The sequence below is a fragment of the Pseudoalteromonas sp. NGC95 genome (assembly GCF_015864705.1).
GTDB classification, from domain to species: domain Bacteria; phylum Pseudomonadota; class Gammaproteobacteria; order Enterobacterales; family Alteromonadaceae; genus Pseudoalteromonas; species Pseudoalteromonas arctica.
Map to the genome: position 1 here is coordinate 87,300 of NZ_JADYWR010000013.1, position 13,286 is coordinate 100,585.

Below are 13,286 nucleotides of genomic sequence, written 5' to 3' on the forward strand. Positions count from 1 at the left end.
GTTGCCTATTTCTAACCAAATATTGAAAATGTGTTTTGCCGACATAAGCGGCGCGAATATTTATAGGTATATCTACAAACACTAGTTGTTACAAGCTTTTAATACAAACTTTTCAGTATTTACTGAATAAACGAACAATTTTTGTCGTTAAATTAAACAAACTAGTGTTTTTAGATTAATTGATGTGGAATATATAGAACAGAAACAAAAATGCCAACCTAAAGGTTGGCATTTTTTTAGTTTACAGGTTAAAGATCATCTTCTACCGGTATAGAAATAGAAGTTACAAGACCAGATGTTGCCTCTGTAGCAATAGTTAAACTACCAGAAGAACTCTCATTACCGCCCGTAAGTGGCTCTCTCTTAATCCCGAATGAAACTCCAATCGGTACAATACTGGTTGTGTTAGGAAATGTATAATTAGTAGTTCCTGTCAGCTCACCGTTATCTGTAGTTATTGTAACATCACTGCCTACAGGCATTGGGTTATTATATACATCTGCAATATATACAATTAAACTTAAGCTACTTGTTCCAGATGCGGTTTGAGTTAAATCTATAGCACTCACTTGACACATCAGTGCACTAGTTGGATCATTTTGCACTCGACGAACTAAAGGGCTAGTTAAGTCACTATTTACTCGCACTTCAGTCGCTGTAGCTCCAGCTATTGCAGCACAATCATCAGCAAATGTAACTAACCTGTAAAAAGCAGAATCTCCTGACATAACAATTTCTTGGTTTTGAAATACATTAACCATTTTACGGCTACAAATACCGGCAGTTTCATCTGACTCCAAACACAATAAACCGTTGTACAAACCATTACCTGTTGTCCAAGTACCACTTCCATCAAAGTCTATAAAGTCCTCAAATTCATCACCGATAGAGGCATCTTTAGTACATGGTAAGGCTGTACCATCTGCACAATCTTTACCACCGTAAATACCATCTTCATTATGATCCACAAAGGCTTCAGGAATGTCGAATAAATCTTCAAAAAAATCTTCACTATCAAAATAACCATTACCATTGAGATCTGAGAATGTTTCTTCACCAATAGCATAAGCAAGCACCGTTGCTCTACCACCTAATGGTAAATCTACGCTGTAATCATTGTTTAAGATACCAAGCGGACAAGGTAACCCACTATCACACTTCTCTAAAATAGAATTTTCATATAAAGGATCAGTAAATGGGCGAGGGTTGCTGCTCGTCCATGTAACACTACAAGCGCCATTGCTAGTTGTACAGCTCGGTTCGATAACACCACCTTCAGTAATAAAGCTTATGGCCGTACCATCAGGGACTGGATTATTAAAGTGATCAGCTAAACGCGCATTTACTGATACCTCGGTACCATCAACATTCAAACCATGTGGGTTAAATTCAGAGCGTGACAAAGAAAAACTATTTTGATCAGCAATACCTGTGCTAATAACCAAAATATCAGATGGTGCTGTTACAACAACAACTTCGCCATTTATATCTTCTTGGCTTGATGCGATAACACGAACTGGCGTAGCAACTGCTCCCGACTGAACTGTTGTTTGTATTTCACCAGCGCTATTAGTGATAGCTGAAGTTGGAGTAATAGTGATACCACCAACTGAAGTTGATAAGCCAAAGTTAACAGTTTTAGAGGCTAATGCATTTCCGTTAGAATCAATAAGCTTAAACTTAACATTTGAAATTTCACTTCTATTTGCACCACCAGTGCCTTTCAATGAAATAACTGGTTCTGTAACTTCAATAAATTGTATAAAGCCAATATCTGCTGGAGACACATCTATTGTTGTTGTACCTGATATAGTATCACCACCGGTAATAACCGTTGCAGTAATTATATCACCACCTACACATGTTAAAGGACGGTATGTTGAGCGCGCAAAACCACCTATACTGGTTACTGACTCATCCATTACAGCTAAACCACTCGCTACACAACCTGAGGTAAATTCAACATTTAGTGGTGTTGTATATAGTTGACCGTCTTTAGTAATTTCGATAGAAATTAATGCAGTAGCTCCAGCCGATAATAACTCATTCGCTGCTAATGAACTTGTAAGGGTAATATCAATGTCAACAGCCGCAATTTGAAATGCTTTCGTTAAATTACTGTCTAGCACTGATACTGTAACTTCACCTGCTCCTACATCACGTCCAGGTACGATATCTAATATAGCAATACCACTAGAATCTGTAATTGCAGTACCTGTAGTAGGTGAAATTGTACCAATAGTTGTAGTTGCAGTAACTAGTGTTTGAGTAAGTGGTGTTGTTGAATTTTCATTAGTCACTTCAATAAATAAAATAGCTGAAGAATCACCTGAGATACTTGTTATCTCTTCACATAAACTTGCATCTCTGATTGTTTTAAAATCAACCGGGCAATTTTGCAAAATTTTAAAATTGATATCCGCAGTGCTTTGATTAGGGTCAATAGCATCACCACGAGTATAAAACCCTACCGTTTCTGTAATAGCTTCGTACTGAGTTGTAACATTACCAGCTCCTTCAATTGTACCTGGTGTCAAATTTAGAGTGGCAATACCATTAGTATTTGTTAGCGCCGTACCCGAACTCGGTAAAAGACTACCTAAAGTAGAGCTAAAAGAAACCACTTCTCCCACTACTGGGTCACCATTTGAATCTAGGACTAGAGCTTGCACTAGGCCATTATCGTTAGCACTAATTTCACTTGTTTGTATTAGTGTTGTTGACGATATTAAACTTAGATCAATTGTGAAATTATCGGCATCACCTTGATCAGGAGAATCACCTGCAGTTGTATATGTAAAAGCTTCAGCTGTAAAACTTGTGTTATCGCTATCAATATATTCGGCCGTAATTGAACCGGCTCCGGCTTCTGTCCCTGCTAATAAATCAACCTTCGCAATCCCCAGTTCATTGGTCAGTGCAGTACCATTAGAAGGATTAATAGTGCCTAAGCCTGATAAATTAAATGCTACTAACTTATAGGCACCTGGCTCACCATTTAATAATAGTTGTGCCTGAGCAACAGCAGGGCTTAAAAAATCTACATTACGAGTGGTCGAACCATCACTTGCTAATAAGCTCACCGTAATTTCAGCCTTTTCAACAATGATAGATTCAAAGTCAAAGGCTTCCGATGAGTACGTAACACCATTATTTATGTAAGTTACAGATAATTCTGAAGCACCTTCAATATTTCCAGCTAGAAGCTCAATAGTAGCTATACCATTACTATTGGTTAAAACACTACCAGAACTAGGGTTTAAAATACCTATATTACTAGCTAACGAAAAGTTAACACTTTGTGAGCTAACTGGAGTACCGTCATTAAGTAGCGTTGCTCTTAGTTCAAGTGGCACTAATGAAGTAACCGTATTTGATTGAACTTCCGTTCCGTTTGAATACCCTTGCAAAGTTAAACTATAAGCTGGTTGGCTCCCTTCTTTGCCATCTGATTGAAACGAAAATGTAGCACTATAAGTAATACTATTTTGAGTGAAACTTGCTGTAACTTGACCAGCTCCTTCAATTGTTCCTGATGTTAATTCTACTTTCGCTTGTCCATTAGTTTGTGTAAGTGCCGAACTTGCATTTAAAGAACCCACATTACCCGATAGAGAAAATGTTATTACCTCACCAGATACTTGACTACCATTATTAGTTAGAGTAGCGATTAAATCGATTGGAGTATCCCCTGAAACTGAATTAGTTTCAGACCCATCCCCTTGAGAGAAGCCTTGTAATTGGATCACGTATTCATTATTTGGATTTATAGCTGCATCACCAGCTGAACTAAACGAAAAGCTTTCTGCATAAGACTCACCACTGACAGTATAAGTGGCTGTAATTATACCAGCACCTTCTATAGTGCCAGCTGTTAATATGACTGATGCTTGACCCATTTCGTTTGTTAAATCTGATGTTTTATCTAAAACACCAATATTATCTGAAAGTGCAAACGTGATACGCTCTGCTACAACAACTGAGCCTTCATCATCAAACAGTGTTGCTTGAATATTTAAAGGGTTAGCGGCCGTTACCGCTGTTGCTTCTGTACCATCAGATTGAGATAAACCTTTTAGCTCTATAGTGAAGTCGCTTTCAATATTTTGTTCTGAATCACCAGCAGAGCTGAACGAAAAAGTACTCGAATAGGACTCTCCGTTTATAGAATAAGTAGCGGTTACTTCACCTGCTCCCTCTGTAGTGCCTGCGGTTAACTCAATTGTAGCTAGACCATCAGCTTGAGTTAGTGCCGAAGATTGAGCAAGAGAGCCAATGTTGTCTGCTAGTGCGAATGTTATACGTCCACCTGAAATAATATTTTCATCTGCATCAGAAAGTCTAGCTCGTATATTTAATGGGAAATCGGCTGTAACAGCATTTGACTCACTACCGTCGACTTGAGAATAGCCTTGCACACTAATTGTGTATGCGTTTTCAACATCACTTGCTGCATCACCTGTTGAGCTAAACGAAAAACTATCTGTGTAGGTTGTGCCATCAACTGTATATGTGGCAGTTACTTCTCCAGCACCTTCTACAGTACCAGCCATTAGTTCAACTTCGGCTTCTCCATCTGCATTTGTAAGTGCAGATGTTTGGCTTAAAGCCCCAACCGTATCAGTTAAAGAAAATGTAATTCGCCGACTACCAACAAAATCACCATCGTTATCAGTGAGTATTGCTCGCAGGTTTAAAGGAGAATCTGCCGCAACAGCGTTTGACTCTGTTGCGTCTGTTTGAGAATATCCCTTTAATGAAACCGAGTATGTAGCAGGCTCTGTAGTGGAATCACCATCACTAATAGAGCCGTCTTTTTCAAGTGACCCACCGCCACCACAGGCTGTGAGTAAAAAACTTAGCAATGAAATGCCGAGCAGTCGCATTAAAGGCATGAACCTCTCCCTAGCGTTGTTATTATAATTAAAATTAATTTACACTTAATATTAACCTATAACTTAGTCTAAAATCACAGTTTTTTATTACTTTTTTGTGCAAAATATTTTTAAATAAATACTAACTTTTTCTGTAGTAAATATTTCCTTGCTGGTAGTCTATGGCAAATTTATAAAATGTAGATCAGGAAATATGTCAAAAATCCGTTCAATGAGTTTAACCACTCGCATCATGATTGGTATGGCGCTTGGGGTTACAGTAGGTTTTATATTTCAGGCTATATTAGCTGGTGAAGACGATTATCTAATACCACTTGGGTTATTCTCTTTGCCAATTAAAGCCTTTTTTGTTGATGGTATTTTCCATGTTGGTGGTCAAATATTCATTGCCAGCTTGAAAATGTTAGTTGTGCCTCTTGTTTTTGTATCGCTTGTTTGTGGTACCTGTAGCTTAAGCGACCCTAAAAAACTAGGTCGATTAGGTGGTAAATCTATTGGTTTATATTTATTAACTACAGCTATTGCTATAACAGTGGCGATTACACTTGCCTTATTATTTAGCCCTGGTGAAGGTATAAGCTTGCCATCTAATGCAACCTACGATGCTAAAGAAGCACCTACCCTTGCACGTGTAATTATAGACATGTTTCCTACAAATCCTTTTGAAGCAATGGCCAAAGGCAATATGCTTCAAGTTATTGTGTTTGCACTTTTATTTGGTGTAGCAATGGCATTAAGTGGTAAAGCAGGAAAACGCGTTGCTACCGTATTTGAAGATTTAAACACTGTGATTTTAAAACTAGTTACGCTTTTAATGAATATTGCCCCTTATGGCGTGTTCTTTTTAATGGCAAAACTGTTTACAACAATTGAGCTTAACTTAATTGTGAGCTTAGCGAAGTACTTTGGCGTTGTAGTACTTGCACTGTTATTACATGCTTTTGTAAACTACACATTGCTTTTAAAAATATTAACGGGCTTAAACCCGCTTATTTTCTTAGCAAAAATGAAGCACACATGCTTATTTGCATTTAGTACCTCGAGCTCAAGCGCAACTATGCCTATTACACTTGAAACTGCTACTAAAAAGTTAGGTGCTAATAACTCGGTTGCCTCATTTACTATCCCACTGGGTGCTACCATTAACATGGATGGCACTGCCATCATGCAAGGTGTGGCTACCGTGTTCATTGCACAAGTGTTTAGTGTCGATTTGACAATATCTGATTATTTAATGGTTATATTAACAGCAACACTTGCCTCTGTAGGTACAGCAGGCGTACCTGGTGTTGGTTTAATAATGCTGGCAATGGTACTTAACCAAGTTGGCTTACCTGTAGAAGGGATTGCAATTATTATCGGTGTAGATAGATTACTTGATATGACACGTACAGCAGTTAATGTAACCGGCGATTGTATGGTTACCTGTGTTGTTGCCAAGTCTGAAGGTGAGCTAGATGAGAGCATCTTTAACGACCCTAATGCAGCTAAAGACTTAGAAGATTATCATAAATCTATTGACTCATAAGCTACATTTATACAGCTATAAAAAAACCTTGATGCAATCCATCAAGGTTTTTTTTCGAGTAAAAATAATTAAACTGAATCCTAAAAAAGATTCTAATCTAAGGATTTAACGACTTAAACTTAGAAAGTAAGTTTATTCCCACTTTATTAACACCACTACTCAAGCCAAGAGCTAGCTTATCGCTCAACCCTTTTTTAACTTTGTATTTAATCTTATAAATTTGGCGCTCATGTTGCTGCTCTAGCAATGCATCATCACTTGTTTTTATAACATCTACCAAGCCTTTATCAATCGCTTGAGTTGCAAACCAATGCTCACCTGTCGCAACTAAGCTTATATCTAAGCTTGGACGTTGAGTGCTTACAAACGTTTTAAATAAATCATGTGTTTGTTCAATTTCTTCACGAAATTTTTCACGGGCCTTATCTGTGTTTTCACCAAATAAAGTAAGTGTGCGTTTAAATTCACCTGCTGTTATTTGCTCAAATTCAACATCATTTTTCTTTAATATTTTATTAAAGTTAGGTATTTGAGCTATCACACCAATAGATCCAACTATTGCAAAAGGCGCTGCAAGTATCTCGTCCGCGACACACGCCATCATGTAACCACCACTTGCTGCCACTTTATCAATTGCAACACTTAGAGGAATACCCGCACTTTTAATACGCTGTAACTGAGATGCAGCAAGTCCGTAGCCATGTACAACACCGCCACCACTTTCTAAACGAATAAGTACTTTGTCTTTACTTGGATCGGCAATAGAGATAATAGCCGTTATTTCTTCTCGTAAGCTTTCTACTTCGTGAGCGTCCATACTACCCACAAAGTCAATTACATATAAACGAGGTTTAGGCTCATCTTTATCTGCTTTTTTACTCTTTGATTTAAATTGTTTTTGATGCGCTTTAAGCTCTTTTTTACCCAGCGTATTTTGTAAAAAACTTTCTTTAAGTTCAACTAGCTGCTCTGATATATCATCAATTTGTATTTCACCTTTTTTGGCCTTTGGCTTAACTGCAGCGCCAACTATTAGCATTAAAACAACTGCGATAGCGATAACAAAAGTAACTGTTTTAGCAAAAAACAAACCGTATTCGTATAAAAATTCCAACTGGTTTCTCCATTTATAAATTTCAGCTAATTTAGCATGCTTTAAAGCAAAAAAAAGCCACTTTTCAGTGGCTTTTAAAGGTTAATTATTTTACTGGTTATTAATCAGTCACAACCTCAGGGTTGGAAACTAATAACATCCGTCCGCGAGCAGCTAAGTAAGTAGCTACTTGCAACTGCATTTCTGCATTAGCGGCCGCACTGCCTTCAACAGTTGCAGCCTGTGCAGCATCTTGAGCTGGTGTTAATATAGAACCATGATGCCCTTTAGTAAATTTAACTAAGTAGCTTGCTGGTGTTTCACTCAATGCTTGCGAAGAACTTACTGTCTCAAGACCCATCAAGTTAGCTAATGGAATTGTGCCAGAAATAGGATTATTAGATGCCATTGGTGGTATCACTTGGTCAGGCTTGTTATCAACACCATCACCCACAACAACATTAGTATAAACAGGAGTACCTAATGCTTTCACAGTGGCTGCGTAATTCGTTGGGTCACCACTATCTAGCGCTGTTTGCGCCGCAAAAGCAAACTGTGTAAATACACCTTGAATGTTAGTAAGTTTAGTCGTTTCACCCGCAGTGGTAAGTGATGCAATATATTCGTTGTAGCCACACGTCAAGTAAGCTTCCATGTCTGGTATTAATGAGCCACAGTTAGAAACTGCATCTCCTTGTAAATATGCAGTAAATTCATCAGCTTCTGTTGTACCCGCTTGTGAAAGTACTGAACCTTGAATAAATGGACCAAACGCAGCAGATTCAAGTAAGAAGCTTGCTATACCGCCACCACCACTTGCAAGCGCTACCGTGTTTACATTAAATAGCAGATCAAGCGTTTCTGCCATTGGCGTATTAGCTTGAGCAATAAATGCTGGAGCAACAATAGAACCTAGCGAATGCCCAATGTAGGTAACGTCTTTACTATTAATAGTTGTATCGTTAATAAAGTTTAAGCCTAAACGAAGGCCTAATAAATCAGCAGCCGATTGGCGTAAGCTATCACGTGCAACAAGTAATGAACTTAAGTTCATGTAACTAAGCACAGAACCCGTTGTTGCATTAAAGTCGTCTGTTCCATCACCATCAACATCTATTCCGCGCTCACCATGTCTTGGATGGTCAATAGCAACCGTTGCAAAGCCTTGAATAGAAAGCTGCGCAGTTAAAGCAAGCATACTTTCTTTTTGTGTTGTAATACCGTGCTGCATAATCACAACAGGCCATCCACCTTCAGGCATTGCGATAGGATCTAATTGTAACTGTGCACGGACACCATTAATTATCGGTAAAATAGGTTTAGTAACTTGCACTGGCACATTTGCCATGCTTTGTACTTTTGGAATTGAGTTGTATTTTGTTAAATGACGTGTGCTGTCTAGTCCTAAGTCACGTAATTGTCCGTCACTTAATGCAGAACATAAACCATCATTTTCACTAATAGGATCTGTCGGAAATGCATCGCCTGCAACGGCCTTATAACCAATTATTGCCACCGCGTTATCACACATACCTTGCCAATATGTATCACTTAAATCACTAATATCAGTACCCGTTGGTGTACCTAAGTACATCGGTAACATAATGCTACCTTTTTGATATTGCACACCAGAGAATGCAGCAGAGACTTCTACACCCTGAGAAGCAAATACTTGTTGTACATTTACCATAGGTTGTTCAGGAACTTGAAGCGCAGGAGTTGGTAACGCAGGCTGTTGCAAGCTTGCAGCTAGTAACTTTTTAATTGTCCCAAGTACAGGGCCTGCTGATTGAATAGTCATCGCACTAGAAAAAATAATATCTTCTTTTGTGATATCGCCTGAGCTAACTACTACATTTTCGTAACTGTTAACAGCCCCCTGCAAACCAAGTTGGGCTTCTGTAATTAATGGCGCTTCTTGTTTAACCAGCCCATAAGTAGAAGAAGGCTCAATAGAACGCCCTAATGAATCTTTAAGACCAGTAGTTAATACATTGATGTATGAGCTACCTGCCGTAAATGGTTTTAAAGGAATAATTGCAACGCCATCACCTGAAGCTTGAGTAACAAAGTCAACACCAAAAGTAAGCTCACCGAGCAATTTACAAGCAGTACCGGCAGCTACAACTGAACATTCTGCATCAGTTAAACTTGCACCCATTACAACTTCAAAAATTCTTACTGTACCAGGGGTCCCAGCAGACGCTTCATCTAAACTCACATTTGGTGGGAATGTTAAATCGATTTTATAAGGAACCTGCGAAGACCAACCATCAAGTGCACCTAGTGCAAGCTGAGGGTTTGCATAAGCTGCGCGCGAAATAGACACATTGTTGTCATCTAATTCACCAGGAATATTAAGTGTACCGTCTTGAGTTCCACTCATTAATAAATCATTAGGTACCGATAAGATACCTGCTGCTGGATCAAATGTAACTGTTGCTGTTGGGATAACTGGTGCTGTGTCGTTTTTGACATCTGTTAACGTTTCTCCACCGCCACAACCTGCTAAAGCAGCTGTAACCGAGAGTGAAAGTAGCATTTTTTTCATATTGTTGGCTCCGCACGTATTTTATTTTTATAGTGTGTTTAATCAGTGTATTAAGTTAAAACAATGTAATCAGGTTATTAATGAGACATTAGACCAGTTAAACTTAACGTAAAGTTTCTATTTTCGCCACCTAATTTTACAATAAATTCGATTACTTCACGTTTCGCTATGTTAAAATCAAAAAAATTATATGAATTGGTACTTTTATGCACACATATCAAGCAGCTGAAAACGCACTTAAAGATAAAGTTATTTTAATAACAGGCGCCGGTGATGGTATTGGCCGAGTTGCAGCAATTACGTATGCAAAATACGGCGCTACAGTTATATTATTAGGAAAAACAACTAATAAACTTGAATGTGTTTACGATGAAATTGTTAATGCTGGCTACCCTAAACCTGCAATAGTCCCTATGGATTTAAAAGGCGCAACGAAGCAAAACTACCGTGACCTTGCTGCAACAATCGAATATCAGTTTGGACGCCTTGACGGGTTGCTTAATAATGCAGGTATTTTAGGGTCACTCGGTCCGCTTGAACATTTTTGCTCATCTACGTTCGAAAACATAATGAAAGTAAACGTGACTGCACAAGCAATGATAACTAAAGCACTTTTTCCTGTTCTTCGTAAGTCTGATAATGCATCGATAGTATTTACGTCATCAGGTGTAGGCCGCAAAGGTCGTGAATTTTGGGGGCCTTATGCCATCTCAAAATTTGCAGTAGAAGGTATGATGCAAACATGGGCATGTGAAGTAGGTAAAACGAATATTCGTGTAAACTGTATTAACCCAGGCGCTACTCGCACTTCAATGCGAGCTGCTGCATATCCAGGTGAAGATAGAGACGCACTTGCTACACCAGAGGATTTAATGCCTACATATTTATATCTAATGAGTGACGATTCAAGTGAAGTGAATGGCGAATCGTTAGATGCTCAAGTAAAAAAGTAATTTAGAGTTTAAATAGTTTAAACAACACATTAAAAAAGCCGCAATTAGCGGCTTTTTTGTGTTCAATAAATAACTAATTGATTATTTACGTTTAGTCGGCTTAACACGCTGATTGTGTTTTTTAACTGCTTTACGAATTTGATTGATTTTAGCGCGTTTATCTTTGCGTTTTTCAGGCATAACAGAAAGCTTAGTTTGTGTTTCGCGGCCTAATTTAACGGTTTTACGCAAGTAGTTTACTGTTTCTAAATCATACTCCATCCAACCACCTTGTGGCACGCGCTTATCAAGCTCTAATTTACCGTAACGAATACGAATAAGACGAGATACTTCCGCATCTTGAGACTGCCATAAACGACGAACTTCACGGTTACGCCCTTCATTTAACGTTACGTTAAACCAACGGTTAACACCTTCGCCACCCATAGGGGTTACAGTCGTGAATTTGGCTGGACCATCTTCAAGTTCAACACCACGTAGTAAGTTTTTAACCGTCTCGTTGGTTACTTCACCAAATACACGTGCAGAGTATTCACGCTCTACTTCATAGCTTGGGTGCATTAAACGGTTTGCCAGTTCACCATCGTTTGTAAAAAGCATTAAACCCGATGTATTAACGTCTAGTCGACCAACCGCAATCCAGCGATCGCCATCAATACGAGGAAGTCGGTCAAATACAGTACGACGCCCTTCAGGATCTTTACGTGTGCTTAACTCACCTTCTGGTTTGTTATACATAATCACACGACAGATTCGGTCTGCTTTTTCTTCGATTTTTACACTGTGTCCGTCAACACGAATCAAATCGGTTTCTTCAACACGGTCACCTAACTTTGCCACTTTACCGTTTACACTAACGCGGTTTGCGTCAATGTATTTTTCCATTTCACGGCGTGAGCCTACGCCTGCACGGGCTAAGACTTTTTGTAACTTTTCACCTTGTATAATACTCATTCGGATGGTTCTCTCACAGAAGGATCGCTCAATAACTGGTTAATTTTACTTTGCTGCTCTGTTGGCAACGCAGGTAAATTTTCAAGTCCAGTTAACGAAAAATAATCTAAAAATTGCTTAGTAGTTGCATATAAAGCCGGCTTTCCCGGAACCTCTTTATGCCCTACCACTTTAACCCACTCTCTTTCGAGTAAGGTTTTAATAATATTCGAACCCGTAGTAACACCTCTTACTTGCTCAATTTCGCCGCGTGTAATGGGCTGCCTGTATGCAATAAGTGATAATGTTTCCAGTAAAGCACGCGAGTATTTTGGTGCGCGTTCTTGCCACAAGTTATTTAACCAAGGGCTTAAACTACTGCATGCCTGAAACCGATACCCACTACCCACTTCAACTAAGCGAATACCACGAGTTTGAAAATGTTCTTGTATTGTATCTATTGCGTCATTTATTCGCGTCATAGAAATAGCTAAATCTATTAATACAATGTCTTTAAGGTGGCGTTTACTAACAGGCTTATCTGCAACAAAAATAGCTGCTTCAATGATCTCAACTAGTTGTTCATCACTAATTCGCCGACCCGCCATACACACTCTTAACAAATAAAAATACACAGCCATCTATTATGACAGAACAACACCAAACTAGGAAAATATATCTATCAAATAACTAAATTTAAAACACAAAAAAGCCAGTGACTAGCACTGGCTTTAATCTTACTTACTAAAATGGTAACTATTAGTTACTTTTAAAAGCTTCTAATGCATCATCTTCAGCTACTGCGTTACCGTATTTTTTAATGTAACCCATAAACTCGCTTTTACTGATACGCTTATCTTGGTTTTTGTCCATGTAACCAAAATGATTTGAAATATCATCATCGTTACCTTCAACTACCGAGATATAGCCATTGCTGTCGTTATCTAGACTTGCAAAGCTGCTTTCAATTTTATCGAATTTAGCAATTTCAGCTTTAAATGCCGACTCACTTACTTCAGAATCAGTGGCTACTTTGCCATTATTGAGCTTCATATAAGTGTTAAATTCTTTGCGGCTAATTTCGTTATCCATATTGGTATCAATATTTGAGAAATGACCCCAAATGCTATCGTCATCAGCTTCAACTTTTGAGATGTAGCCATCGCTATCATTATCTAAACTTGCAAAGTCACTGTCTATTCTTTCAAGACCTTGATTAGATGAACAAGCCGCTAGGCTTAATGATGCTAAAATAGTGGCTGCTAATGTTAACTTTTTCATAAGACGTATCCTTCGTAATTAATTAAATGTCACTTTAACTAATACAAATCCA

8 protein-coding genes are annotated in these 13,286 nt (G+C 38.4%); 2 read left to right on the forward strand and 6 right to left on the reverse strand.

Features of this window, described 5'->3' with window-relative positions; genetic code table 11:
- Positions 1 to 248: 248 nt before the first annotated feature.
- A complete protein-coding gene (locus tag I6E70_RS13145; protein ID WP_231620112.1) occupies positions 249 to 4,895 on the reverse strand; it encodes a beta strand repeat-containing protein in 4,647 nt (1,548 codons plus the stop codon).
- Positions 4,896 to 5,088: 193 nt separating this feature from the next.
- Between I6E70_RS13145 and I6E70_RS13150 the strand changes: the two genes are divergently transcribed.
- Positions 5,089 to 6,423, forward strand: a complete 1,335-nt coding sequence (locus I6E70_RS13150; RefSeq protein WP_007582590.1) for a dicarboxylate/amino acid:cation symporter — start codon at positions 5,089 to 5,091, stop codon at positions 6,421 to 6,423.
- Positions 6,424 to 6,520: 97 nt separating this feature from the next.
- Here the strand turns inward: I6E70_RS13150 and sohB are convergent, their stop codons facing one another.
- Both sohB and I6E70_RS13160 read right to left on the reverse strand, forming a co-directional pair.
- Entirely contained in the window at positions 6,521 to 7,537 is a 1,017-nt protein-coding gene (sohB, locus tag I6E70_RS13155) for a protease SohB (RefSeq protein ID WP_197188883.1), read from the reverse strand.
- A gap of 100 nt (positions 7,538 to 7,637) precedes the next feature.
- The gene (locus I6E70_RS13160) at positions 7,638 to 10,067 is read right to left on the reverse strand and encodes a VolA/Pla-1 family phospholipase (RefSeq protein WP_197188884.1); all 2,430 of its coding nucleotides are present in this window, start codon (positions 10,065 to 10,067) and stop codon (positions 7,638 to 7,640) included.
- Positions 10,068 to 10,273: 206 nt separating this feature from the next.
- On the opposite strand from I6E70_RS13160, the gene I6E70_RS13165 reads away from it, so the two are divergent.
- Positions 10,274 to 11,020 carry a YciK family oxidoreductase gene (locus I6E70_RS13165; RefSeq protein ID WP_007375386.1) on the forward strand — a complete coding sequence of 249 codons (747 nt, stop codon included), beginning with the start codon at positions 10,274 to 10,276 and terminating at the stop codon, positions 11,018 to 11,020.
- An 81-nt stretch (positions 11,021 to 11,101) separates the two neighbouring features.
- Here I6E70_RS13165 and rluB read toward each other — a convergent pair whose 3' ends face one another.
- The 3 genes from rluB to I6E70_RS13180 all read right to left on the reverse strand — a co-directional run bounded on the left by rluB (position 11,102) and on the right by I6E70_RS13180 (position 13,234).
- Positions 11,102 to 11,974 (reverse strand): 23S rRNA pseudouridine(2605) synthase RluB, encoded by an 873-nt coding sequence (gene rluB / locus I6E70_RS13170; protein ID WP_007582584.1) that lies wholly within the window; start codon positions 11,972 to 11,974, stop codon positions 11,102 to 11,104.
- Positions 11,971 to 12,561 carry an SMC-Scp complex subunit ScpB gene (scpB, locus tag I6E70_RS13175; RefSeq protein ID WP_024592539.1) on the reverse strand — a complete coding sequence of 197 codons (591 nt, stop codon included), beginning with the start codon at positions 12,559 to 12,561 and terminating at the stop codon, positions 11,971 to 11,973. Before scpB ends, rluB begins: the two co-directional genes overlap by 4 nt.
- A gap of 151 nt (positions 12,562 to 12,712) precedes the next feature.
- On the reverse strand, positions 12,713 to 13,234 hold the full coding sequence (locus I6E70_RS13180; protein ID WP_165721507.1) for an EF-hand domain-containing protein: 522 nt from the start codon (positions 13,232 to 13,234) through the stop codon (positions 12,713 to 12,715).
- Positions 13,235 to 13,286: the final 52 nt, after the last annotated feature.

What these genes read in the sequence shown, in the direction of transcription:
- I6E70_RS13145 (WP_231620112.1), bottom strand. Translation starts at nt 4,895, where the DNA reads ATGCCTTTAATGCGACTGCTCGGCATTTCATTGCTAAGTTTTTTACTC.
- I6E70_RS13150 (WP_007582590.1), top strand. Translation starts at nt 5,089, where the DNA reads ATGTCAAAAATCCGTTCAATGAGTTTAACCACTCGCATCATGATTGGT.
- I6E70_RS13160 (WP_197188884.1), bottom strand. Translation starts at nt 10,067, where the DNA reads ATGAAAAAAATGCTACTTTCACTCTCGGTTACAGCTGCTTTAGCAGGT.
- I6E70_RS13165 (WP_007375386.1), top strand. Translation starts at nt 10,274, where the DNA reads ATGCACACATATCAAGCAGCTGAAAACGCACTTAAAGATAAAGTTATT.
- rluB (WP_007582584.1), bottom strand. Translation starts at nt 11,974, where the DNA reads ATGAGTATTATACAAGGTGAAAAGTTACAAAAAGTCTTAGCCCGTGCA.
- scpB (WP_024592539.1), bottom strand. Translation starts at nt 12,561, where the DNA reads ATGGCGGGTCGGCGAATTAGTGATGAACAACTAGTTGAGATCATTGAA.
- I6E70_RS13180 (WP_165721507.1), bottom strand. Translation starts at nt 13,234, where the DNA reads ATGAAAAAGTTAACATTAGCAGCCACTATTTTAGCATCATTAAGCCTA.